The sequence below is a fragment of the Pedobacter sp. FW305-3-2-15-E-R2A2 genome (assembly GCF_038446955.1).
Taxonomy (GTDB): domain Bacteria; phylum Bacteroidota; class Bacteroidia; order Sphingobacteriales; family Sphingobacteriaceae; genus Pedobacter.
On sequence record NZ_CP151803.1, the window covers coordinates 6,148,504 to 6,173,344 of the forward strand.

The following is a 24,841-nucleotide window of genomic DNA, read 5'->3' on the forward strand; positions in this document are numbered from 1 at the left end:
TTGAATAATACAAACTAAACTAACCAATATTCTATGTTTGAAAAACTCTTCAGAAAGAAATCTATTACCAAAATATTAGAAGATGCAGAAAAAGGCTATGGAGAACATGGAACTTCTTTACATAAAACACTAGGAGTAAGAGACCTTACCGCCTTTGGAATTGCCGCAATTATTGGTGCAGGAATTTTCAGTACCATTGGAAAGGCCAGTGCCGATGGCGGTCCTGCGGTTATATTCCTATTCATTTTTACTGCTATTGCCTGTAGCTTTGCGGCCTTTGCTTACGCAGAATTCGCCTCAATGGTTCCGGTTTCGGGTAGCGCTTACACCTACTCTTATGTCGCATTCGGCGAATTGGTGGCCTGGATTATTGGATGGTCACTCATTATGGAATATTCTATTGGAAATATTACGGTAGCTATTTCCTGGTCGGATTATTTTACGGGACTCCTCTCTTCCATAAATATTCCCGCCCTAGGCATTAAAGGCATTCATGTTCCCGATTGGGCAACTATGGATTACCTTTCTGCTTACAATGGACACAAACATGCAGAAGCATTGGTGAATGCAGGAAAGAGCTTTGCCAATCTTGATGATGCCACCAGAATTGCCAATAATGCCTGGATAACAGCTCCTAAAATCGGAGGTTTTCATATTGTAGCCGACTTGCCGGCGCTGGCAATCATCATCTTTATCACCTGGCTAATCTACAGAGGAATGAAAGAATCCAGAAATGCGAGTAATGCCATGGTAGTTGTAAAGCTTGCCGTGATTTTGCTGGTACTGGCCGTAGGTATTTTCTATGTAGATACTGCCAACTGGAATCCTTTTGCACCTAATGGCGTTTCAGGAGTTCTAAAGGGAGTTTCTGCGGTATTCTTTGCTTACATCGGATTTGATGCCATCTCTACTACTGCAGAAGAGTGTAAGAATCCGCAGCGCGATCTTCCAAGGGGAATGATGTGGGCAATTATTATCTGTACGATCTTATATGTAGCGATAGCGCTGGTCCTTACCGGTATCGTAAATTATAGCCTTTTAGCCGTGGGAGATCCCTTGGCATTTGTCTTTGATCACATCAATCTCAAGCTGATGAGTGGAATCATTGCAGTGAGTGCGGTATTTGCAATGGCAAGTGTATTGTTGGTTTTCCAAATGGGACAACCTAGAATCTGGATGAGCATGAGCCGTGATGGCTTATTGCCGAAATCATTTTCTAAAATCCACCCTAAATACCAAACTCCTTCCTTTGCAACTATAGTGGTTGGTTTTGTCGTAGCCATTCCTTCTTTATTTATGAACCTCACTATCGTAACCGACCTTTGTTCTATAGGAACATTGTTCGCCTTCGTATTGGTATGTGCAGGAGTTTTGGTATTGCAAAACAAACCAAACATTCAAAGAGGGAAGTTCAAAACCCCTTATGTCAATTCGAAATACATTGTTCCTATCGTTTTTATAGGAATGCTGATTGTCGGGTTTACAGAGTATAAAAAAGAAACAAATGCTTTTATCTTCAATACGCCTAGGGTATATGAGCCTGTACATTTTATTACTTCACTGAATGCTTCTGAACTCGAGTTGGTTAAAGGCGAAATTAAAAACTCATCAGTAAAAATAAATACGGCAGAAAATCAGGATGCTGCAGCTTACCTTAATGACCTGTCCGAAGACCAGTACCAAAGCTTTATGGACCAGTCTACGGTGAGCATAGAGAAAAAATACGAATCAGGATGGGGCTTATTTAAGCATAAAATCCCAATGTGGATTTTCCTGATCATCTGTCTGGTGATTATCTATTATTGCATTACCAAAAACCTGTCTCTGATTCCGGTACTTGGTTTAATCAGCTGTTTATACATGATGTGTGAACTTGGTATTTCCAACTGGATTGGTTTTGGCATCTGGCTGATTATTGGTCTTGTAGTTTACTTCCTTTATGGTTACAGACATAGCAAGCTGGGGAAACAACCTGTCCCATCTGTTTAGCACAAAAAGATCGACTATACTAAAGCCTCTGATTTTGATCAGGGGCTTTTATTTTCTCAAAGCCATCTTATTGCTGTGACGGTCGAAGAAGCTACGAACAACAACCGAACAAATCGCTCGCGATTGAACCTTTAGATTCCATTCATTATCGCCTACTCCTACTTAATCAGAAAGCCTGACTCCTTTCCGGAAAAACCTTATTTTCAAATCATATTCGAGAATATTTCTCAATATATTATTTTTTTAGAAAATATATTTATACATTAGACTTATTAGAAATAATAAGATTAAAACGATGTCCCACAAAATCGACAATAAAGACACTGGACATCCCTGAATTGCCCTCCTATAATTATCCCTATAATTGCCTGGTTAGATGACCAGCAATAAAGGCTCCTCCCCGGAGCCTTTTTTATTTGATCAGAATCCTACAAACACCACAAGCCTTAACTTTACTAAAGAGAACGCTCTGAAGCAGAAATTTAATTAAACCCGCCAAGTTGTTGGGCAATACTGAAGGAAAATTTTTTTTGTCCGTTATTTGGAAGTCCTGGTATCTTGTCAAGGGGAAAAGCATAATCGACGCCCAGCAATCCAAATATTGGAAGAAATATTTTTGCACCAATGCCCACAGAACGCTTCACATTGAAAGGATTGAATTCAGAAAATTTATTCCAGGTATTTCCACCCTCCGCAAATGCCACAAGGAAAGCAGTAGCAGAGGGACTGGCAATAACAGGGTATCTGAGTTCTAACATGTATTTTGTAAAAATTGGACTTCCTGATTTTTGCGCGTTATCTACATTCGCCCCCATGGGGACAACAGCACTATTTTCATAACCACGCATAGCGATCAGCTCTGATCCCTGAAGGAAATCAAATCCCTGCATACCATCACCACCCAGTTTAAAACGCTCAAATGCCGGATCTCCTACTGCTTTGTTATATGACCCAAGAAAACCAAACTGTGCCTGTGCCTTTAGTACCAACTTACCAGCCACCTTACGAAACCATTGAGATTCAAACTTCCATTTGTGGTATTCTGTGAACTTATAAAACTGCTTATCTGATGCGGTAGCATAATTCAATTTATTTAATAAGGAATATGGAGGCGTTGCCTGAATCGTAAATTTAAAGAAAGAGCCTCCTGTAGGAAAGACTGGATGGTCCCGGGAATCCCTGCTCAACTCCTGCGATAAACTGATGTTATAGGCTGTACCTGTGTTAAACTTATATCCGGGATAATTGTTCAAAACATATTGCTGAAAACTAAGGGCATGTGTTAACTGGAAATAGTTATCCGGGAAGTTTAACTTCCTACCCAAACTTACCGTCACTCCATTTAAACGGATTTTACCTGGTATTGCATTGGGCACAGAGCTGTAAATCGACTGCATAGAAGTAAAACCACTGAGTCCGAAGCTGATTGGCTTTTTACCGCCTAACCATGGTTCAGAGAAAGAGAAGCTATACGATTGGTAATATTTGCCATTTGTCTGTCCACGTAAACTTAGCTTCTGTCCGTCGCCCCTGGGCAATGGTTGAAAACCAGTTCCGTTTAAGAGGTTTTTCAAAGAGAAGTTATTGAAAGTAAGACCTAAAGTACCGATGATGTTACCGCCACCAAAACCACCTGACAATTCAATCTGATCTGAAGGTTTTTCTTCTACTGCATATTCAATATCCACTGTTCCATCTGCCGCATTTGGTTTAGTGACTGGCATTGTTTTAGACTCGTCAAAATTCCCCATCTGCCCAATCTCACGCAAGGTGCGAACCACCTGTTCCTTAGAGAATTTTTCTCCCGGTTTGGTACGTATCTCACGCAATACCACCTTGTCGCTGGTGATGGTGTTTCCTTTAACCGTAATCCGGTTATTGGTATATTGAGGACCTTCAAAGATGCGCACTTCCACATCGACCGTATCACCATAGACTTTCGTCTGAACAGGATCTATGTTAAAAGTTAAATAACCATCGTTCAGGTATAAACTGGAAACGTCATCACTGTTAGGGCTGCCTCTTAATTTCCTTTCCAGTTTTTCCTCGCTGAATACCTCCCCTTTTTCAAGGCCAAGGATTTGCTCCAGCTGTTTTTTTGTATACTTTGCGTTACCAGCCCAGGTAATATTTCCGAAGTAGTATTTAGGCCCTTCAAAAAGATCCAGCTTAATGTTTACTGCTTTATCGCTATACTGATATATGCTGTCTTTCAGAATTACCGCATCACGGTAACCTTTATCCTGCATTTTGGCAATCAGTGTTTTTTTATCTTCTTCGTATTTTTCTTTATTGAATTTACCCGAACCAAAGATTTTATAGAATGCCTGTTGCTTTGTCTTTTTTAAGAACTTACGCAGCTTCGCATCAGAAAATGCCTGATTTCCGGTAAAGTTAATTTCATGAACTTTTACCTTACGGCCTTTGTTTATTTCAACTTCCAAAATCATGTGGTTTTCCTGATTGGGATCAACCTTGGTTTTATACGTTACTGCAGTAAAGAAATACCCCTTTTCCAATAAGTACTTTTTAATGGTACTTGTAGTGGTATTGTACAGGTTATCATTGATGATCGTCTTGGTCGCTTTTGCATTCAGCTTCTCCAGAATGTCCGTTCTTTGAGATTTGCTGAGCCCCTGAATATCAAAGAAACTTAAACGCGGACGTTCCAGCACTTCAATATCAAAGAAAACGGAATCGCCTTCAATTTTAACAATATCCAACTGGACATCATCAAACAGACCTTGTTCCCAAAGAATTTTAAGGGCATTGGCAGTGGCTTCACCAGGAAGAACAATACGTTCGCCTTTGATCAGTTTGGAAAGGGTAATGATCACATCTTTGTCTAAAAATTTCGCTCCCGTAAGCGTCACATCAGCGATCGTATACTCTTTGGGATTAAAATAATCCAGATCCAGGCCATTAACTTTTAAGGTAGGAGTTGCAGGATTGGACTGGGGACGGATCTGTGCCATTGCTGGTAAACCAATCAATAACAAGAATGGTAACAGTTGATATATATTTTTCATTTACGGTCTTAAAATCGATCGCAAATTAGTTTTAACATATGTTAAATTAATTTAAAATATGTTAAATAAGCCTAAAAAACGTTAAGGAATGTTAAGAGGGAATTGCAACTCATCGCTAAGAGACAAATACAGTTTATTCATAAAAAGGCGGCAAAAAAAGATTTTAACAGGCATTACCGAATCCGATTTTCATCCTAAGACAGCAACAACTCAAACCTGATTATTTTCCCTAAAGTAAACCAATAAGAAAAAATCCATAAAATATAAAAGGGCCCCTTGATGGGGCCCTTTAGATTCAATTTTAATAATTTTAAATGGCCTTATACCGGAAGCCTGGTCAATTCAATATCATCTGGAGTGACAAAGATCAATGGAACTTTTTCTACATCCACATAACTGGAATCCAGACCAAAACTTCTCTCCTCAGAAAGACTGAAACGTTTCAGAATAAAGTAGTAGTCCATTACGCTACGCTCATAAAAGCTCAGTTTCGAGAACTTAGACAAATGCTTTTCTAAAAGCACAAATCTGAAATCTCCTGCAATTTTATGTTTATTAAGTGAGGTATACTGACTGGTAATATCGACTTCTCCATTCTTTACCAGGTCTTCGATTACCTTTCTATACAACAGATTTACGCTCTGCTCTACCCGGAATCCCAGTTTGAAGTCAATCCGGATCAGTTTTCCTGGAATCAGGAATTCTACTTTGTACTCTCTTGTATAAGGTTCATCCACTACATCAACGTGAACTAACCAGTAGATGTCTGCCCGCTTAGGTTCCTTTTGAATAATAGAGTAAATAATTTTTGATTCAATCTCCGTTTTAAAGTTTGCACTGGTCAGATAAACCAGTTGAGAAGAATATTTAGGAACGGATTCATCCACACTCAGTTCAGAAATGATCTGATAGTAGTCTTCAATCTCCACATATTTAACAAATCTATTTTTGATTTTCCTGGCGACATACCAGCTCCACATTACAGTAAATAGTGCTGAGCCGATCAATACGGTCATCCAGCCACCATGGAAAAATTTAGCAAGGTTACCGATCAGGAAGGTAGATTCAATCACACCATAGATCGCCAGAAATATCAGAATCACATATAGCGGCACTTTTTTACGCTTCATATAAGCCGCTACCAATATGGTGGTCGACAGGAAGGTCAGGTTGATGGCCAATCCATAAGCCCCTTCCATTGCTCCCGATTTTTTAAAGATCAATACAATAGCCACACAACCGATCCAAAGTAGCCAGTTGATCGAAGGTACATAAATCTGTCCCTTTTGGTTACTTGGGTAATTGATACGAACTTTAGGCCATAAGTTTAACCTTACCGCTTCAGAGATCAGGGTAAATGAACCCGTTATCATCGCCTGACTGGCAATAACCGCAGCTAATGTGGCCAAGGCAACCATAAACAGCAAATAAGCAGGAGGTACAATTTCAAAGAAAGGATTTAGCTCTACTTCATAATGAGGTCTGTGTAATACCCAAACTCCCTGTCCGAGGTAATTCAGAATCAACATCGTTTTTACAAAAACCCAGCTCACCCTGATGTTATTCTTTCCGCAATGCCCCATATCAGAATACAAAGCCTCCGCTCCGGTAGTACATAAAAAAACACCACCTAAAATGAGTAACGCCGCAGGATTATTAATTAATAAAGTGACGGCATAATAAGGATTTAATGCCTTTAAGATACTGAAATCCTGAACAACGAATAGAATCCCTAATACTCCTAAAGCAGTGAACCATAAAAACATCACCGGACCAAAAAGTTTCCCGACGAGATTCGTTCCAAACTGCTGAATGATAAACAAAATGGAAATGATAATGATGACGATCGGGATGACCGGAACATCAGGAAACTTTAGTTGTAATCCTTCAATCGCGGTAGTTACCGTAATACTGGGAGTAATGATTCCATCGGCGAGCATCGCACAGCCGCCTATAACAGCAGGAATGACGAGCCATTTGGCGTTCTTTCGGACCAGGGAATACAGCGAAAAAATTCCTCCCTCCCCTTTATTATCCGCTTTAAGTGTAATGACCACGTACTTAATGGTCGTCTGTAAAGTCAGTGTCCAAATGATACAGGAAATTGCGCCAAGCACCAACTCCGGGGTAACTGCCTGTCCGGCGCCCTTTACCACTGTAAAAATTGCCTTTAATGTATAGAGTGGTGAAGTACCAATATCCCCGTAAACAATTCCAAGACTAATGAGTAACCCTCCGGCACTGAGCGCATTTAAATTTTTTTGATTTGACACTTTCTTCTAATTATGCGGTAAAATTACAGTAAATAAACAAATTTACAATCCCATAAAATGCAGGAGGCTCTCCTTTTTCTATAAAATGCCAAATGTAAGGAACGACGTAAGTTGTTAAATATTGTTAAATATTTAATAAGTAAACAAAATCATTGATTTTTTTGTTTTATTATTTATATTTTTGGCATCATCCAAACATGAATAGAAAACTACGAATAGCGCTGCTCTTAAACATTTTATGCATTTTATGCATGAGTGTCTTCTGTAGCCTTAATGTTTTCGCTCAGCGTTCAGACAGTACCATCTCCAATGTAAGGGCAAAAAAGATTTATAAAACGCCTCAGATCAAAGCAAATATTCCTACTTATAAGCCCCGATCTACTTTTGGATACATTCCTTACAATGAGGTTGCCAATACAAAGACTACTTCCAATATTAAGCAGGACAAAATCCTTACGGTATTAAAAGTATATCCGAATCCGGTAAGTGACCAGATCAACTTGATCCTCAGGTTAGACCGCGAATCGAATCTTTCGGTAAAAATAATGGACCTTCTGGGCAATGAAGTGGTAACCCTCTCCAATGAACGTATCCCCTCGGGTGAACAAACAAAAAGTTATACGATCCCCAACCGCTTAAACAGTGGTATTTATTTCTTAAAGATTGTTTCCGGATCTGAAACTGTGGTAAAACGTATATCCGTTCTATAATTCCTCCTATTCTTTAGTATTTTTGGCCTTGAGGAAACTTTCAGGATTTTATCTTGTTAGCTACATAATTATTAAACACAAATCTGAAGATGAAGATAATTGCCATTGGCCGCAACTATGTCGCGCATGCCAACGAGTTGAACAATCCCGTTCCGGTAAGCCCGGTTATATTTCTTAAACCGGATACTGCCGCTTTAAAAGACAACAAACCTTTCTATATCCCTGATTTCTCGTCAGACATTCACTATGAACTGGAAGTCGTGCTGAAGATCTGTAAAGAAGGAAAACACATTTCGGAAAAGTTCGCTCCGAACTATTATGAAGAGCTGGGACTCGGGATCGATTTTACAGCAAGAGACATTCAGGCCATCCATAAAGAAAAAGGATTGCCTTGGGAACTCGCTAAAGCATTTGACCATAGTGCAGCTTTCAGCAGCTTTGTTCCAAAAACAGAAATTGAGGACATTTACAACCTCCCTTTTGAACTTAAAATCAATGGGGCATCCAGACAAAATGGAAATACGAAAAATATGATCTTCTCTTATGAGCACATTATTTCCTTTGTCTCCAAATACATTACCTTAAAAAAAGGAGACCTTATTTTTACAGGCACCCCTGAAGGTGTGGGCCAGGTTCATCAGGGCGACAAACTGGAGGCCTGGATGGCCGGACAGCAATTACTTAATTTCGATATAAAATAGCTTCAATGATTAAAGCAAAATTCCTACTTCTTTCGCTGGTATTTCTGAGCGGCTTTGCTCAGGCTCAGCAGATTTTCAGCAATAACAAATACCCGCTGGTAGATTTCAGATCACCTCTGGACATTGTTCCTCCGGCACTGGCAGGTTCATTCGGGGAACTCAGACCTAACCATTTCCATTCCGGAATGGATTATCGAACCAATCAACGCGAAGGATATCCTGTATATGCGATCGCGGACGGCTATATCTCCCGCCTAAGAGTAGAGAATAGTGGTTTTGGACTTGCACTATACATCAATCATCCAAATGGTTACACTTCAGTATATGGCCATTTACAGCGATTTAACCCAAAAATCGCAACACAGGTAAAGGCGATACAGTATCAAAAGAAATCTTATGAAATAGATGAGTTTCCCAATTCCATACAAATTCCGGTGCGTAAAGGAGAGGTGATCGCCTATACGGGAAATACAGGAAGCTCAGGAGGTCCGCATTTACACTTTGAAGTCAGGGACACCAAGACTGAAGCGACTATCAACCCTCAGTTGTTTGGCTTCGAGATTCCGGATAATATTCCTCCGGTGATCTATTCGATGTATGTATACCGGCTGAATAAAAAAAGCTTTAATGAATTTACACCAAAGCAATATTTTCAGGTGATTGGTGGGTCAGGCAATTATAAGCTAAACAAAGTAAACACCATCAACCTCAGCGGAGAAGTAGGTTTTGGAATCATCACAACCGATAAACACAATGGTGCATCAGGTACTAATGGCGTTTATTCTATAGAACTGGAACTGGATGGCAAGACCGTCTTCACTTCCTCTTTAGAGAAATTTAAATTTGAAAACAGTAAAGCCATAAATTCTCATATTGATTATCCTACGTTTATCAATACCAGAAAGAGCATTCAAAAAAGCTTCGTGGACCCTGGAAATCCATTAACCATTTACAGCAATCTGATCAATAACGGAAGAATTGACTTCTCAGATGGAAAGCTTCACGAGTTAAAATACATCATTACAGATTCAAAAGGCAATAAGAGCATCCTTCCATTTAATGTTCAGGCAGATAGCAAATCGACCATCAATACCCCGGAGCAGAACCCTGGAACACTTTACTCCTATGCTAATCAAAATGAATTCAACAATGGAGAAGTAAAAGTAATTTTCCCTAAAGGAACGCTATATAATGACCTGAATTTCCATTACAAAACTTTACCAAAACCGGCCGGAAATGCCTACTCTGCTGTTCATCAGATTCAGAATAGCCTGACTCCGCTTCATACCGGGTTTGAAATCTGGATTAAAGCAGACAGTAGCCTGAGTAAATATAAAGAAAAGGCATTGATCGTAAATACAGGCAGATCTTCTCAGGGTGGTTACTTTGAGAATGGATATGTAAAAGCCAAGCCCCGGAATTTTGGTGCCTTTTTTATCGCCATAGATACCCTCCCTCCTACACTCACACCGATCAACATCAGCGATGGGAAAAATATGGCAGGGATCAGCAAGATGTCCTTCAAGTTAAGGGACAACTTATCCGGCATTAAAAGTTTCAATGGCTTTATTGACGGCAAGTGGATCTTAATGGAATTCGACACCAAGTCGGCCAGCCTATGGCATACCTTTGATGACAGGACAACTCCGGGAAAACATACCCTGGAAGTAATTGTTACTGATATGAAAGACAACAACAGAAACTATTCAATCACGTTTTATAAATAACATTATGAGTGAATTAAAAGAAGGTCAGGCAGCTCCTGACTTTACCGCAACAGATCAGGATGGAAATGCCATTTCTTTAAATCAATTTAAAGGAAAGAAAGTGGTCCTTTATTTCTATCCAAAAGATGATACCCCGGGATGTACTGCCGAAGCCTGCGACTTTAGAGACAATTACCAGGGTTTAACCGCAAAGGGAATTGTGGTATTGGGTGTAAGTGTGGACGACGAAAAATCTCATCAGAAATTTGCGACGAAGCATAGTCTTCCTTTTACCCTTATAGCAGATACAGATAAAAAGATCGTGGAAGCTTATGGCGTTTGGGGAGAAAAGAATATGTATGGCAAGAAATACATGGGAACAAACAGGAAAACATTCCTGATTGATGAAGAAGGAAACATCTCACATATTATCAGTAAGGTAGACACCAAAAACTCAACAGCACAAGTATTGGAGCTGTTAAAATAAAAAAAAGGACATGGCGACGGCAATTGATAAAGCCGCCGTCATGACTCTCTATAGCCCCCCGGCTGTGCTGCCTACCAGCGTTTCTATCTTTTGATACAGTTCTGTGGAATCAAAAGGTTTGGAGATATAATCGTTCATTCCAATATCAGCACATTTTTCCAATTCTCCTTTTATCGTATGGGCAGTCATGGCTACAATAGGAATATCGCCCTTATTTCCAGGCATCTTTCTAATGATCCGCGTAGCTTCATAACCATCCAGCTCGGGCATTTGCAGGTCCATTAAGATAATGTCAAAATCTCCATTTCGATATTCTTCCAGGGCAACACTGCCATTTTCGGCAACCGTAGTCTCGTAACCTCTCTTATCCAGTAATTTGATCACCAAAAGCTGATTAATCGGATTATCTTCTACCACCAGAATCCGAACACCTTTACCTGTTTCCAGAACGGTTTCCGGCAATTTTAACAATAGATGCTGTGTTTCTTTGCTGACTTCATCACTTACTTTCCCAAAAGGCAATCTGAAATAAAAATCAGAGCCCTGTCCGACAATACTGTCTAGAAACACCTTCCCCCCTTGTAATTCTACCAATCGTTTCACAATACTTAACCCAAGTCCTGTTCCGGCATACCTTCTGGAAGTATCATTGGTGACCTGCTCAAAGAAATCAAACACTTTTTGATGTTTATCATTAGGAATCCCAATTCCAGTATCCTTTACCCGAAATTCTATGATTACCCTTTCTTCCAGATTTTCAACCAACTGCAGGGAAATCCAGACCTCTCCATGCTCGGTGAACTTTATCGCATTGGAGGTGAGGTTCAAAAGAATCTGTCCTAAACGCACTGCATCTCCACTAAGGACCATCGGCAGCTCTTCAGGAATCAAATAACTGAAATTCAAACCTTTAAGCTTTGCTGCAGGTTCCATTAACCGATATATGGAACGCACGGTATCTTTAAGTTCGAATGGCTGGTTAACGAAATTGATGTCGCCCGACTCTAACCTGGAAAAGTCGAGAATATCATTAAGTATGGCCATAAGCTGGTCGGCAGATTTAATAATCATTTGAAGGGATTCCCGATGATCCTCATCCACCAGTGATTCTTCCAGTAGCTTTGCAAATCCCAAAACACCGTTCATTGGTGTCCGGATCTCATGACTAATATTTACCAGAAAAATTTGCTTGGCCTTCTCTGAAGCTTCTCTCTTTCCCTGCTCCCGGATGATCTTCTGCTCTGCTAACTCCAGAGAACTTCCTTGATGGCTAAGTGCTTCCCTTAGTTCCTGATAAGATGGCAATACCGGCTCGACAATGGCCTCAGGCTGGTCAAAATAACTTTTAACACGTTTTACTAAAATAAAACATAAAACGAGAACCATTCCTCCTGCAAATAAGGACAAACCAATCATTAACGGACTTTTATCGGAAAACAGTAATGTACCATATCCGATGAGCGTAGAGAGGATGATAAGCAATATCAACAGATATAACTTTCCTGAAATAGAAATATTATTCAGCCTCTTTCTTAAGGTGGAAATGAGCATATAAAAACGTTAAAGCGTGAGCGGCCCCCCTATCGGATGATATATAAAAATACTATTTTACACCTGAATTTGTTTTTAAAATGTCCGTTCATTTTGTTCAGTATTAAACAGATAACCTAATTTAGAACAGAAGAGATAGAAAATAAAACAGGGGAAGCTGAATGCTTCCCCTGTTTTATTTTAAGATTTAGTTCTGATCTTATGCCCACGAGCAGCAAAAAACCAGATGTATAAATAACAAGGCAATACGCTGACAAAAAACGCCAGCTGGAAATGCATATGTGCATAATCTTTTAAATAACCATAAATCAGCGGCCAGATCGCTCCACCGGCAATACCCATAATCATGATTGCAGATCCTGTTTTTGTAAATTTACCCAGGTCTTTAATTCCCAGAGGAAAAATCGCCGGCCACATCAGTGAATTTGCCAATCCTAATAAGCCTACAAATACAACCGAAGTATAACCTGTGGTCAGGTAGGCTGCAGTGATAAAAATCACACCCAAAATAGCACAGATCTTTAAAGCCGCTTGTTGGGTAATGTATTTAGGGATCACAATAATTCCAATCACATAACCAACCAACATACTCGCCAGTGTCAACGTAGTAAAGTATTTACTGATATCAGCACTGATTCCAAGAGATTTACCATAAACTCCGATAATATCACCTGCCATTACTTCTGCAGCTACATAAACAAAGATACAGAAGGCCCCAAGGAACAAATGCGGAAACTGGAAAATAGAGGTTTTAGTTACACGAACCTCATTGTCTGCCAGAACCTCTTCTTTATCTACATCCACTTCCGGAAGATTCGAATATTTGATAAACAAAGCAAAAGCAGAGAAAACGATCGCCAATACAATATATGGAGCATGAACACGACCCAATACTTCTTGTAATAAAGCTTCACGTTCCAACACAGTCGTCGCCGCATCAGCGATTTTTGTTTCAATAGCAGAAGCGTTCTTAAGGAAAATAGTTCCCATGATAATTGGTACAATCAGACCCGCAAACTTATTACACAGTCCCATAATACTGATCCGTTTCGCTGCGCTTTCTATTGGGCCAATGATACTGATGTATGGGTTAGAGGCAGTCTGCAATAAGGATAAAGCCGCACCCTGAATGAAAATACCAGTCAGAAATAAACCAAAGCTTCTGGTATTCGCTGCCGGAATAAAAATCAGCGAGCCAAATGCCAAAATAAGTAAACCTATAATAATCCCGTTCTTAAAGCCAAGTTTTCTTAAAATCCAGGAAGAAGGAAGTGCAAGAAAGAAATAGGCGATATAGGAAGCAAATGTTACCAGAAAAGCCTCGAAATCGGTCTTAAGACCACAAGCTAATTTGAGAAAGGGAATTAAGGTACTATTGGCCCAGGTTACAAAGCCAAAAATGAAGAACAAAGCCCCAATGGTTACAATGGGAGAAATTACTGATTTTTGTGTTTGGTTTGTCATGATTTGGTTTAAGTATTTTTAGTTTTCAATTTTGCGGTGTTTGGTTAGTTTTTTTATGAAAATCGAAGATATCAGTCCCTAAAAATATAGAATTCTATGGAATATCAAGCTTATCTTGCAAAAAGCGTAGCAAAATAAACAAATATCCCTACCTTTTGGCCTGATACCAAACTTTACCTTAACATGTTACGTCCAAAGTATTTTTAATTACATTTGTCATATTAATCAATAACCCCAATTAATGAAACATACAATCAATGAATTAGAAGATATCGCTTCTCAAGTAAGAAGAGATATTGTTAGAATGGTGCACGGTTGCCAGTCAGGCCACCCGGGAGGATCATTAGGATGTGCAGACTTCATGACTGCCTTGTATTTTGACGTCATGAACCACTCTACTGATTTCACAATGGATGGAATCGGAGAAGATCTATTTTTCCTTTCTAACGGACACATTTCACCGGTTTTCTATAGTGTATTGGCAAGATCAGGTTACTTTGAGGTGAGCGAACTTGCAACCTTCAGAAAATTGAATTCAAGATTACAGGGACACCCAACCACTCATGAGCACCTTCCGGGAATCAGAATTGCTTCCGGATCTTTAGGTCAGGGCATGTCTGTAGCAATTGGGGCGGCACAAGCTAAAAAATTAAATAAAGATAAGTCCATCGTATATTCCTTACATGGAGATGGTGAATTACAGGAAGGTCAGAATTGGGAAGCCATCATGTATGCACCTTTTAATAAAGTAGACAACCTGATTTCTACCATTGATTACAATGGTCAGCAGATCGATGGTCCTACAGAAAAAGTACTTTCATTGGAAAGTCTGCAAGCTAAATTTGAAGCTTTCGGATGGCATGTAATTACCTCTAATGGTAATGATATGGACGATATCGTTAAAGCATTGCACTATGCTAAATCTTTAACCGGTAAAGGCAAACCAATTTTAAACTTAATGAGTACAATCATGGGTAATGGTGTAGATTTCATGATGGGATCTCACAAATGGCATGGTGTTGCTCCAAATGATGAGCAGCTTGCAACAGCCTTAGCACAATTAAACACGACCCTAAAAGACTACTAAGATCATGAAAAAGTACACATATACTGAAAAGAAAGATACCCGTTCCGGTTTTGGAGCAGGATTACTTGAAGCCGGAAAAAAGAATCCCGAAGTGGTTGCACTTTGTGCCGACTTAGTGGGATCTTTGAAAATGGACGCCTTTATTAAAGAATTTCCAGAGCGCTTTTTCCAAATCGGCATTGCCGAAGCAAATATGATCGGCATCGCTGCAGGTCTGACTATCGGTGGAAAAATTCCTTTTACAGGAACTTTCGCCAACTTCTCTACAGGACGGGTTTATGACCAGATCAGACAATCCGTTGCTTATTCCAATAAAAATGTAAAAATCTGTGCTTCGCACGCCGGATTAACCTTAGGTGAAGATGGGGCAACTCACCAGATCCTGGAAGATATAGGTTTGATGAAAATGCTTCCGGGCATGACCGTGATCAATACTTGTGATTATAACCAAACCAAAGCGGCAACGATTGCAATCGCAGAATTTGAAGGCCCTGTTTACTTACGTTTCGGACGCCCGGTAATTCCTGTATTTACTGATCCTGATCAAAAATTTGAAATTGGTAAAGCATGGATGGTAAATGAAGGTACTGATGTAACCATCGTCGCTACCGGACACATGGTATGGAAAGCAATTGAAGCCGGAGAGAAATTAGCAGAAATGGGCATTGATGCAGAAATCATCAATATTCATACCATCAAACCTCTGGACGAAGCAGCTATCCTGAAATCTATCAAAAAAACAGGTTGTGTGGTTACGGCTGAAGAACACAATAAATTTGGTGGTCTTGGCGAAAGTGTCGCCAGATTACTTTCTACAGAGCTTCCATCACCTCAGGAATTTGTTGCAGTAAATGACAGTTTCGGAGAAAGTGGAACACCTGATCAATTGATGACTAAATATGGTCTGGATACCATTAACATCATCGAAGCAGTTCAGAAAGTCATGAAAAGAGCAAACAAATAAGAACCGTAATGGTTCTGGTATCTGTATAAAACTCACAGATAAAAGACAATAAATGAAGCAGGTTGAAGATTCAGAAATCTTAGAGAAATTTTCCAACGAAAAAACTCGGCATGAAGGCTTTAACCTGCTTCTTAGTAAATATCAGCAAAAGATCTATTGGCACATCCGCCGTTTAGTCATCGATCACGACGATACCGACGATCTGGTTCAGGAAACCTTCGTTAAAGTCTGGAAAAACCTGGATAAGTTTCGCAGCGATTCCAAATTATATACCTGGGTGTACCGCATCGCCACCAATGAATCAATTACCTTCCTGAATAAAAAGAAACAACGGAACAATACCCCGCTGGATGAAGTTTCTGAAGAACTTGCAGAAACCCTCGTCGCCTCCTCCTATTTTAATGGAGATAAAATTCAGATGAAATTACAGCAAGCCTTGCTGACTTTACCCGAAAAACAACGCCTGATTTTTAACATGAAATACTTTGACGACCTCAAATATGAAGAAATATCTGAGATCACAGGAACGAGCGTAGGAGCGCTTAAAGCCTCTTTTCACATTGCAGTAAAGAAAGTTGAAGTTTTTATGCTAAATGAAGACATTACCTTTTAAACCTTTTGCCCCGGATTGTATCAATATAGTAGTGATGGAAAATGATTTAGAAAATAGCGATTGGAAAAACGAAGCCCCCTACCTGGCCGGGCTTGGTGTGAAATCTCTTTTTGCGGTTCCTGAAGGCTATTTCGAAAAACTTCCTGAGCATATTCATCAGTCCATATATCTGGAAAATCTTAAGGCAGAACTTTCGGAAGATGGTTTTAAAGTTCCGGAAAATTATTTCGATGAGCTCAGTGCAGGAATTGAAGCTAAGCTTGCCGCCGGGCGATTAAAAGAAATGGTGCCGAATGAGGGTTTTGCCCTTCCGGGAGATTATTTTAACCAGTTACAGGCTAAGATTTCCGAAAAAACAAAGAATAAAGAAACCAAAATCATTCGCCTTTGGCATTCTAAATTATTAAAGTATGCTTCTGCAGCTTGCTTCGTATTAATCAGTACCACAGCAATTTACCTGTACCCAGGGACTTCCGACCGACAGGCGGCCTCCGTGGAACTGGCGAATGAACAAATGCTTTACGATATCGACGAAAATACCATTATAGAACACATTCAATCCAATAGTCTGAAAGCGGAAAGCCCTGCTGTAGCAGACGCCGATTTAGAAAACTACATTCTCAGCAATTATAGCCAGAATGATATTGCTTCAGATTTATAATTATTACCAAAATGAAAAACAGAGTCATTGTCGCCTTTCTTTTGATGTTACCATTCTTTGCTTCCGCACAAAGAGGAGAAAGATCTCCGGAAATAGAAGCATTCAGAATTAGTTATTTAACACAAAAAATGGATCTTTCTGAGGACGAAGCCAAAGTCTTCTGGCCAATATTTAATGAATTTCAGAAAGAACAGACCGCTTTAAATAAAGAAAGAAATCAGAACATGATCAGTTTCAGGAAGATCCCTGAGATTGACAACCTTTCCGACACAGAAGTGCAAACCCTGATTGTAAATGAGCTGAATTTTAAACAAAGAAACTTGGCCATTGAAAAGAAATACTATTACAAACTCAAATCCAATTTACCCATAAAAGTAATCGGAAAATACTACCGTGCACAGGAAACTTTCAAAAGAGAACTGCTCTCCAGATACAAAAAAGGAGGACCTGACCGAAATTAATTTGTATTTTTGTGCATGCTTACACAACGTCAATTATTTCTTCAACATAACGCCCAAACCACACTAGAGCCTCTTCTTTTAGAATTCACCAAAGCCAGCGGGATGTATCTTTATGATACAACAGGAAAAAAGCACCTGGATCTGATTGCGGGTATTGGGGTAAGCAATGTTGGCCATTGTCATCCGGCCGTAGTCAATGCAGTAAAAGAACAGGTAGAAACCTATATGCACATTATGGTGTACGGTGAATTTGTTCAAAGTCCACAAGTAAATTTCGCAAAAGCACTGGCTGACGTTCTTCCGGAAAATCTAAACTGTACTTATTTCGTCAACTCCGGAGCAGAAGCAGTGGAAGGTGCGATGAAACTGGCAAAGAGATATACCGGAAGATCAGAAATCATTTCCTGCCATAACTCTTATCACGGAAGCACTCAGGGTGCACTTAGCTTAATGGGCAATGAGGCATTCAAACAGGCCTACAGGCCCCTCCTTCCCGACATCACTTTCGTCAACTATGCCAGTTTACCAGATCTGGACCAAATCACGGACCGAACTGCTGCAGTTTTTATAGAAACGATACAGGGTGAAGCAGGGATCAGAATTGCAGATAAAGCCTATTTTGAAGCCCTTAGAAGCAAATGTACTGCAACAGGCACCTTACTAGTCCTCGACGAGATTCAATGCGGTTTCGGACGTACAGGAAAGCTTTTCGGTTTTGAGCATTACGGAATTACACCTGACATTCTGCTCCTGGCCAAAGGAATTGGCGGTGGTATGCCGATTGGTGCCTTTATCAGCTCTACAGCAATCATGATGGCTTTGGCAACGAATCCGATCTTAGGTCACCTGACTACTTTTGGTGGTCATCCGGTAAGTTGTGCAGCTGGACTCGCCACCCTTCAAACGATCCTTAATGAAAATATCGTTGACGGAGTAGAGGAAAAAGGAGAATTGTTCAAAAAACTATTGGTTCATCCTGCCATTAAAGAAGTACGTGGAAAAGGCCTGATGATAGCGATAGAATTTGAAAACTTTGAGATCAATAAAAAGATCATTGATGCTTGTATTGCCGATGGGGTAATCAGCGACTGGTTTTTGCATTGCAGCAATTCTATGCGTGTAGCTCCCCCATTGATCATCACAACAGAAGAAATTCATGAAGCTTGCGAGATCATTCTAAGAAATGTAATTGCAATTGCCGGAAATTAATTCCTTAACTCATTTTTTGCCGCTTAATCAGATAAGCTTGTAAAACAGAATGAAAGCCAGCAGCAATGTCGGCATCAATCATGTCGATCTTATACTGACTGCATTTCAGATCGATGGCCTTTCTGTAACTGCTCATCCGGGAAAGGTAATCTTCCTTGACGTTTGATGCATGTGCTTTAATAACTGCTCCTGTTTCCATATCGACAAATTCATAAGGGCGGTTTTCAAACTGAAAATCGACCTCCTTAGATTTGTCCGTTACATTAAAAATAATCACCTCGTGTTTATTGAATTTCAAATGTTGAAGTGCAGAGAATAAGGCTTCAATATGATCATCTCCATGAAATGTATTCAGCATATCACTAAAAATCACTACCAATGAACGCTTGTGAATCAAATCCGCAATCTGATGTAAAGCCTGGGCCACATCGGTCTTCACATTCATCTGCTCCGAAACCAGGAGCTGCTCCAAACGATTAAACAGGTATTTCTGATGCGTAGTCGTTGATTTGGCAGGAGTATTCAATAACAAATGATCGGTAAACAAACTAAGCCCAAAAGCATCTCTTTGTCTTTTGAGCAGATAAATCAACGAAGCAACAGCCTGTACAGAAAAATTGAGTTTATTATATTCCTTCGCGGGGAAATACATAGAAGAGGAAACATCAACAATAAACTGACACCTTAGATTGGTCTCTTCCTCGTACCGCTTGCTAAATAACTTATCGGTCCTGGCAAAAAGCTTCCAGTCAATGTTCTTTACACTGTCTCCTACATTGTATAAACGGTGCTCCGCAAACTCCACAGAAAATCCATGGAAGGGACTTTTATGGAGCCCGGTAATAAAACCTTCAACCACTTGTCTGGCTAATAATTCCAGGTTACCGTTGAAATGGAGTGTTTGTTCATCAATCGCTGACTGCATAGCGTAAATATAAAAAAAGCGTTCATAGTTTATGAACGCTTTTTTGAATCCGTATATATGGAGTTGATTATAATAATTGCTTATCTAATTTTTGTGCCAATACTGATTTTGGAACTGCACCAACCTGCTTATCTACTACTTCTCCGTTTTTGAAGAATAATAGGGCCGGGATGTTGCGGATACCGAATTGAGTCGAAATTTGAGGGTTGTTATCCACATTCACTTTACCTACGATTGCTTTTCCATCGTATTCCTTTGAGATTTCGTCTACGATTGGTCCTACCATGCGACATGGACCACACCATTCTGCCCAAAAATCAACCAAAACGGGTTTATCTGATTTTAATACAACTTCCTCGAAGTTTGCATCTGTAATTTCCAAAGCCATAATTCTTATTTTTATTTTATTAGTTTTTTTATCTTCTACTTGCCTGAATACTTAGGCATTGCCTTCGTACCCAAACCAGAGTACAAAGATATAATCAATTGTAATGCCATCAGCCTGACAATGCCAAAATGACATTAGTTCAACTTAGGATTAACGTTTAAGGCAGTTAATTGCTCTAAAAAATTATTGTTGGGATTAATCTTCAATGATTTCGAGGGCAATTTAACATTTACATTTTGTTCCTGATCATAAACGTCAAATAATAACTGACAATTCTGGTGATCCGTATTCGCTTTGTTCTCTTCCAGAATGGCATGGATCTTACTCATAAAGTCATCCGTAATCTTCTCTATAGGTACCTGAATGGTTACACTCTTGGCCAGTTTATCCCGCAGTTCGGATAACAGGTTGATCGAAGTGATCTTAAACTCCCAGTCGCCCTCTTTTCTAAAACGCTCACCAACCCTTCCACGAATCTGAAGGAAATATCCGTCTGTAAGGAATTGTTTGAACTTAATGAAATCATCACCAAACAATGCAAGCTCACAGGTATCGTCGTAATCTTCAAAGACAATCGTTCCGAAAGGTTTCCCGGTTTTAGTCATCCTTTGCGCGGCAATAACCACCAATCCACCAACCACCAGCTCCCGGTTTTTGATTCCCTCAAATTCAGCAAGCACCTCCTCATTAGAATCCCCGGTCCTGATCTTATTTACCAACGACAAGTGTTTCACTTTATGCTGACAGAATTCTTTCAGCTCCAGTTTATAATTATCCAGCGGGTGACCACTCAAAAAGATCCCAATCGCATCTTTCTCGAATTTCAACCTGTCGATCAAACTCCATTCCGGAGCAACCGGCAGGCTTGGCTCATAAATCATGTCTGCAACAGAGCCTCCAAATAAGGACGACTGAGCAGAAGATTCATTGTTTTGGAAATCATTGGCAAACTTGATCATCTTCTCGATGCCGTTCATCTTATCATTGATCCCTACAAAGAAATATTGCGCCCTGTGGTAGCCAAATCCATCAAAAGCACCGCTATAGACAAAACTCTCGTAAGCTTTCTTATTTACTGTACGCGTATTTGAACGCTTAGCGAAATCATATACACTCCTGTACTGACCACCCTCGTTGCGTTCCAGAATAATGCTTTCTACCGCCTTTTCTCCCACACCTTTGATTCCCGATAAACCAAAACGAACCTGTCCGCTAATATTTACGGAGAACTTCGTTCCAGACTCATTTACATCCGGACCAAGTACAGAAACCCCCATCTGCTTACACTCTTCCATAAAGAATGCCACCTGTTTAATGTCACTCATGTTGTTGGAAAGTACCGCCGCCATATATTCAGCAGGATAATGTGCTTTTAAATAGGCCGTCTGATAGGCAATCCAGGCGTAACAGGTAGAGTGGGATTTGTTAAAGGCATAAGAGGCGAAGGCTTCCCAATCTTTCCAGATTTTCTCCAGAACAGTGGCATCATGACCTTTCTCCGCAGCCTGAGCCACAAATTTAGGCTTCATCTTATCCAAAACATCCTTTTGCTTCTTACCCATCGCCTTACGCAAAACGTCGGCCTCACCTTTCGTAAATCCGGCAAGTTTCTGGGACAAGAGCATCACCTGCTCCTGATATACGGTAATCCCGTAGGTTTCTTTTAAATATTCTTCACAGGCATCAAGGTCATATTTGATCTCTTCCTCTCCGTTCTTTCTGCGAACAAAGCTGGGAATATACTCCAACGGTCCCGGACGATACAAAGCGTTCATGGCAATTAAATCCCCGAATACGGTTGGCTTCAATTCCTTCATGTATTTCTGCATCCCGTTCGACTCATACTGAAAGATACCGATCGTTTCCCCGCGCTGAAAGAGCTCATAGGTCTTTGCATCGTCAATTGGGAAATTATCCGGATCAAGGTCAATATTATGTCGGAACTTCACGAGCTTCACCGTATCCTTAATCAGGGTTAACGTTTTTAACCCCAAAAAGTCCATTTTCAATAACCCTGCACTCTCTACCACGGAGTTGTCAAACTGCGTAACATAAAGATCTGAATCCTTTGCTGTAGCAACTGGTACGAAATTCGTAATGTCGCTAGGTGTGATGATTACCCCGCAGGCATGGATTCCGGTATTTCTTAGGGAACCTTCCAGAATCTGAGCCTGTTCAAGGGTCTTGGCACCAAGATCATTGGCATTTGCCAGTCCCTTTAGTTCTAAGACCTTCTCATATTCATCTGCCCGAAGCGCCCCTTTCAGACTCTTCTCGTCGAGCGTAAATATCTTGGCCAGCTTCATGTTTGGAATCAACTTGGCAATCTTCTCCGCCTCGTATAAAGGAAGGTCAAGTACTCTTGCCGTATCTTTTACCGACGACTTTGCCGCCATCGTACCGTAGGTGATGATCTGTGCCACCTGGTTGGCTCCGTATTTATTAATTACGTAGTCCATTACCCTTCCACGGCCCTCATCATCAAAATCGATATCGATATCGGGCATGGAAACCCGGTCTGGATTCAGGAAACGCTCAAATAGCAAATCGTATTTGATGGGGTCAATATTCGTAATCCCAAGACAATAAGCTACTGCAGATCCTGCAGCAGATCCCCTGCCCGGCCCCACAGAAACATCCAGTTCCCTTGCTTTTGCAATAAAATCCTGAACAATCAAAAAGTATCCTGGATATCCGGTCTTCTCAATGGTTTGTAGCTCAAAATCCAAACGTTCTGTAATCGATTCGGTAATTTCACCGTATCTTTTTTTCGCCCCTACATAGGTCAGGTGACGTAAAAATTTATTTTCTCCCCGCTTGCCGCCATCTTCCTCATCTTCCTTTACCAGGAATTCTTCAGAAATATCGAACTTAGGTAAAAGTACCTCGCGGGCAAGTTTATAAATCTCAATCTTATCGATTACGGATTGAATGTTGAGAATTGCCTCCGGCACATCCGCAAACAGGTTTTTCATCTCCTCAGGAGTTTTGAAATAATACTCCTGGTTCGGCAAACCAAAGCGGTATCCCCTGCCTCTTCCTATCGGTGTAGCTTGTTTCTCTCCCTCCTTTACACACAATAAAATATCATGCGCGTTCGCATCCTTTTTGTTGATGTAATAGGTATTATTGGTCGCAATCAACTTCACATCGTGCTTCTTTGCCAGCGCAATGAGGGAGATATTGACAATGTCTTCATCTTCCTGACTATGGCGCATTAACTCTATGTAAAAGTCTTCACCAAATTGAGATTTCCACCACAACAAAGCCTCTTCCGCTTGTTTCTCGCCAAGGTTTAACAATTTACTGGAGATCTCTCCGTATAAGTTACCGGAAAGTACGATGATGTCATCTTTATACTGTTCTATAACCGCTTTATCTATCCTTGGAATATAATAGAATCCTTTTGTATAGGCAATTGACGACATCTTTGCCAGGTTATGGTAACCGGCCTTATTCTTGGCCAATAGCACAACCTGATATCCGTCATCTTTTCTTTTCTTATCCTCATGGTTCTCACAAACAAAGAATTCACAACCTACAATAGGTTTAATGATCACCTCGTCCGGTGTTTCCCCTTTTTCGATCGCTGCCTGATTTCTGGCTTCCACTCCTTTATTATGGTTCAGAATCTGAGCCACAAAATGAAATGCCCCCATCATATTGGCATGGTCAGTCATTGCTACCGCAGGCATTTTATAGGCTGCTGTCGCTTTGATCAGCGAAGGGATGTTGATGGTAGATTGCAGTACCGAAAACTGCGTATGGTTGTGTAAGTGAACATAGGTAGCTGAAGCCAGCTCCAGCTTGTTCTCTTCCAGTGTTTTTTTAGAGACTTTGGGCCCCTCTGCTTTTAGCAAACGTTTTCTGATTTCATCAGAAGCCGCTTTTAAATTCAGGTGGTTTAATCCAACGCGCTGGATTACTCCTGGATTACGTTCTTTGTAAGACTGTATGTACGCAACGTTAGCTTGAAGCTGATCGAGTGTAAATACCTCTAGTTTTATCAATTGAAGAAAGCAACGCGTGGTCGCTTCCACGTCAGCAGTCGCATTGTGTGCTTCCGCGAAGGGCTCCCCAAAAAGATATTGGTGTAATTCTGTTAAAGTAGGCAATTTAAATTTACCACCACGTCCACCTGGTAAGCGCAAAAGCTCCGCCGTGGTTTCCGTACAGGTATCCAAAACCGGCATCTGGCTCATCGGGCTTTCTACGCCAAGACGATGAAACTCACAGCCCATAATGTTCACATCGAAACCGATATTCTGTCCGACAACAAATTTAGATTTTGCCAGGGCAACGTTGAATTTCTCCAACACCTCCGACAAAGGAATTCCCTGTTCTTCTGCAAGCTCTGTAGAAATCCCGTGAATCCGCTCTGCATCGTAAGGAATATTGAAACCATCAGGTCTGACTAAATAATCCTGGTGTTCGATAAGATTTCCAAACTCATCATGTAACTGCCATGCAATCTGGATACATCTCGGCCAATTATCCGTGTCGGTAATAGGCGCATTCCAATTGCGTGGCAACCCCGTCGTTTCGGTATCAAAAATCAAATACATAGCTAGGTAATTAGAAAATCGTCTTTTTTAGAAATCAATATGATTGATCAAAAATACG

18 protein-coding genes are annotated in these 24,841 nt (G+C 40.4%); 11 read left to right on the top strand and 7 right to left on the bottom strand.

The window, feature by feature from the left end:
- Positions 1 to 33: 33 nt before the first annotated feature.
- Positions 34 to 1,989 (top strand): amino acid permease, encoded by a 1,956-nt coding sequence (locus AAFF35_RS24810; protein ID WP_342329229.1) that lies wholly within the window; start codon positions 34 to 36, stop codon positions 1,987 to 1,989.
- Positions 1,990 to 2,471: 482 nt separating this feature from the next.
- Here AAFF35_RS24810 and bamA read toward each other — a convergent pair whose 3' ends face one another.
- Together bamA and AAFF35_RS24820 are read right to left on the bottom strand one after the other, a co-directional pair.
- The gene (gene bamA / locus AAFF35_RS24815) at positions 2,472 to 5,018 is read right to left on the bottom strand and encodes an outer membrane protein assembly factor BamA (protein WP_342329230.1); all 2,547 of its coding nucleotides are present in this window, start codon (positions 5,016 to 5,018) and stop codon (positions 2,472 to 2,474) included.
- Positions 5,019 to 5,338: 320 nt separating this feature from the next.
- Positions 5,339 to 7,291: a KUP/HAK/KT family potassium transporter gene (locus tag AAFF35_RS24820; protein WP_342329231.1), complete on the bottom strand. Its 1,953-nt coding sequence runs from the start codon at positions 7,289 to 7,291 to the stop codon at positions 5,339 to 5,341.
- A 251-nt stretch (positions 7,292 to 7,542) separates the two neighbouring features.
- On the opposite strand from AAFF35_RS24820, the gene AAFF35_RS24825 reads away from it, so the two are divergent.
- The 4 genes from AAFF35_RS24825 (at position 7,543) to bcp (ending at position 10,895) form a co-directional block, all read left to right on the top strand.
- Entirely contained in the window at positions 7,543 to 8,001 is a 459-nt protein-coding gene (locus AAFF35_RS24825; protein WP_342329232.1) for a T9SS type A sorting domain-containing protein, read from the top strand.
- An 89-nt stretch (positions 8,002 to 8,090) separates the two neighbouring features.
- Positions 8,091 to 8,702 (top strand): fumarylacetoacetate hydrolase family protein, encoded by a 612-nt coding sequence (locus AAFF35_RS24830; protein ID WP_342329233.1) that lies wholly within the window; start codon positions 8,091 to 8,093, stop codon positions 8,700 to 8,702.
- A 5-nt stretch (positions 8,703 to 8,707) separates the two neighbouring features.
- Complete coding sequence (locus AAFF35_RS24835; RefSeq protein WP_342329234.1) at positions 8,708 to 10,429, top strand: M23 family metallopeptidase; 1,722 nt, start codon at positions 8,708 to 8,710, stop codon at positions 10,427 to 10,429.
- Positions 10,430 to 10,433: 4 nt separating this feature from the next.
- Positions 10,434 to 10,895: a thioredoxin-dependent thiol peroxidase gene (gene bcp, locus AAFF35_RS24840; RefSeq protein WP_342329235.1), complete on the top strand. Its 462-nt coding sequence runs from the start codon at positions 10,434 to 10,436 to the stop codon at positions 10,893 to 10,895.
- A 48-nt stretch (positions 10,896 to 10,943) separates the two neighbouring features.
- Here bcp and AAFF35_RS24845 read toward each other — a convergent pair whose 3' ends face one another.
- Positions 10,944 to 12,446 carry a response regulator gene (locus tag AAFF35_RS24845; protein WP_342329236.1) on the bottom strand — a complete coding sequence of 501 codons (1,503 nt, stop codon included), beginning with the start codon at positions 12,444 to 12,446 and terminating at the stop codon, positions 10,944 to 10,946.
- Positions 12,447 to 12,626: 180 nt separating this feature from the next.
- The gene (locus tag AAFF35_RS24850) at positions 12,627 to 13,910 is read right to left on the bottom strand and encodes a sugar MFS transporter (protein WP_342329237.1); all 1,284 of its coding nucleotides are present in this window, start codon (positions 13,908 to 13,910) and stop codon (positions 12,627 to 12,629) included.
- A gap of 241 nt (positions 13,911 to 14,151) precedes the next feature.
- Between AAFF35_RS24850 and AAFF35_RS24855 the strand changes: the two genes are divergently transcribed.
- Genes AAFF35_RS24855 through AAFF35_RS24880 form a run of 6 tightly spaced genes read left to right on the top strand, consistent with a single transcriptional unit; the run spans position 14,152 to position 18,905 of the window.
- Positions 14,152 to 14,997: a transketolase gene (locus AAFF35_RS24855; protein ID WP_342329238.1), complete on the top strand. Its 846-nt coding sequence runs from the start codon at positions 14,152 to 14,154 to the stop codon at positions 14,995 to 14,997.
- 4 nt (positions 14,998 to 15,001) lie between these two features.
- Positions 15,002 to 15,961 carry a transketolase family protein gene (locus AAFF35_RS24860; protein WP_342329239.1) on the top strand — a complete coding sequence of 320 codons (960 nt, stop codon included), beginning with the start codon at positions 15,002 to 15,004 and terminating at the stop codon, positions 15,959 to 15,961.
- Between the two features lie 52 nt (positions 15,962 to 16,013).
- On the top strand, positions 16,014 to 16,574 hold the full coding sequence (locus AAFF35_RS24865) for a sigma-70 family RNA polymerase sigma factor (protein WP_342329240.1): 561 nt from the start codon (positions 16,014 to 16,016) through the stop codon (positions 16,572 to 16,574).
- Positions 16,555 to 17,235 (top strand): hypothetical protein, encoded by a 681-nt coding sequence (locus AAFF35_RS24870; protein ID WP_342329241.1) that lies wholly within the window; start codon positions 16,555 to 16,557, stop codon positions 17,233 to 17,235. The genes AAFF35_RS24865 and AAFF35_RS24870 overlap by 20 nt, the downstream gene beginning before the upstream one ends.
- Positions 17,236 to 17,246: 11 nt before the next feature.
- On the top strand, positions 17,247 to 17,696 hold the full coding sequence (locus AAFF35_RS24875; protein WP_342329242.1) for a hypothetical protein: 450 nt from the start codon (positions 17,247 to 17,249) through the stop codon (positions 17,694 to 17,696).
- Between the two features lie 15 nt (positions 17,697 to 17,711).
- Positions 17,712 to 18,905 carry an aspartate aminotransferase family protein gene (locus AAFF35_RS24880; RefSeq protein WP_342329243.1) on the top strand — a complete coding sequence of 398 codons (1,194 nt, stop codon included), beginning with the start codon at positions 17,712 to 17,714 and terminating at the stop codon, positions 18,903 to 18,905.
- A gap of 4 nt (positions 18,906 to 18,909) precedes the next feature.
- On the opposite strand, the gene AAFF35_RS24885 is transcribed toward AAFF35_RS24880, so the two are convergent.
- From AAFF35_RS24885 to dnaE, 3 genes are all read right to left on the bottom strand, one after another.
- Positions 18,910 to 19,830 carry a DUF58 domain-containing protein gene (locus AAFF35_RS24885; RefSeq protein WP_342329244.1) on the bottom strand — a complete coding sequence of 307 codons (921 nt, stop codon included), beginning with the start codon at positions 19,828 to 19,830 and terminating at the stop codon, positions 18,910 to 18,912.
- 67 nt (positions 19,831 to 19,897) lie between these two features.
- Positions 19,898 to 20,218, bottom strand: a complete 321-nt coding sequence (gene trxA, locus AAFF35_RS24890; RefSeq protein ID WP_342329245.1) for a thioredoxin — start codon at positions 20,216 to 20,218, stop codon at positions 19,898 to 19,900.
- Between the two features lie 134 nt (positions 20,219 to 20,352).
- Positions 20,353 to 24,783 (bottom strand): DNA polymerase III subunit alpha, encoded by a 4,431-nt coding sequence (gene dnaE / locus AAFF35_RS24895; protein WP_342329246.1) that lies wholly within the window; start codon positions 24,781 to 24,783, stop codon positions 20,353 to 20,355.
- Between the last annotated feature and the right edge of the window lie 58 nt (positions 24,784 to 24,841).

Bases quoted from the DNA above. Each gene is read 5' to 3' on its own strand.
- AAFF35_RS24865 (WP_342329240.1), top strand. From the start codon at position 16,014: ATGAAGCAGGTTGAAGATTCAGAAATCTTAGAGAAATTTTCCAACGAA.
- AAFF35_RS24810 (WP_342329229.1), top strand. From the start codon at position 34: ATGTTTGAAAAACTCTTCAGAAAGAAATCTATTACCAAAATATTAGAA.
- AAFF35_RS24845 (WP_342329236.1), bottom strand. From the start codon at position 12,446: ATGCTCATTTCCACCTTAAGAAAGAGGCTGAATAATATTTCTATTTCA.
- AAFF35_RS24870 (WP_342329241.1), top strand. From the start codon at position 16,555: ATGAAGACATTACCTTTTAAACCTTTTGCCCCGGATTGTATCAATATA.
- AAFF35_RS24835 (WP_342329234.1), top strand. From the start codon at position 8,708: ATGATTAAAGCAAAATTCCTACTTCTTTCGCTGGTATTTCTGAGCGGC.
- AAFF35_RS24875 (WP_342329242.1), top strand. From the start codon at position 17,247: ATGAAAAACAGAGTCATTGTCGCCTTTCTTTTGATGTTACCATTCTTT.
- bamA (WP_342329230.1), bottom strand. From the start codon at position 5,018: ATGAAAAATATATATCAACTGTTACCATTCTTGTTATTGATTGGTTTA.
- dnaE (WP_342329246.1), bottom strand. From the start codon at position 24,783: ATGTATTTGATTTTTGATACCGAAACGACGGGGTTGCCACGCAATTGG.
- AAFF35_RS24825 (WP_342329232.1), top strand. From the start codon at position 7,543: ATGAGTGTCTTCTGTAGCCTTAATGTTTTCGCTCAGCGTTCAGACAGT.
- AAFF35_RS24855 (WP_342329238.1), top strand. From the start codon at position 14,152: ATGAAACATACAATCAATGAATTAGAAGATATCGCTTCTCAAGTAAGA.
- AAFF35_RS24850 (WP_342329237.1), bottom strand. From the start codon at position 13,910: ATGACAAACCAAACACAAAAATCAGTAATTTCTCCCATTGTAACCATT.
- AAFF35_RS24830 (WP_342329233.1), top strand. From the start codon at position 8,091: ATGAAGATAATTGCCATTGGCCGCAACTATGTCGCGCATGCCAACGAG.
- trxA (WP_342329245.1), bottom strand. From the start codon at position 20,218: ATGGCTTTGGAAATTACAGATGCAAACTTCGAGGAAGTTGTATTAAAA.
- AAFF35_RS24860 (WP_342329239.1), top strand. From the start codon at position 15,002: ATGAAAAAGTACACATATACTGAAAAGAAAGATACCCGTTCCGGTTTT.
- AAFF35_RS24880 (WP_342329243.1), top strand. From the start codon at position 17,712: ATGCTTACACAACGTCAATTATTTCTTCAACATAACGCCCAAACCACA.
- bcp (WP_342329235.1), top strand. From the start codon at position 10,434: ATGAGTGAATTAAAAGAAGGTCAGGCAGCTCCTGACTTTACCGCAACA.
- AAFF35_RS24885 (WP_342329244.1), bottom strand. From the start codon at position 19,830: ATGCAGTCAGCGATTGATGAACAAACACTCCATTTCAACGGTAACCTG.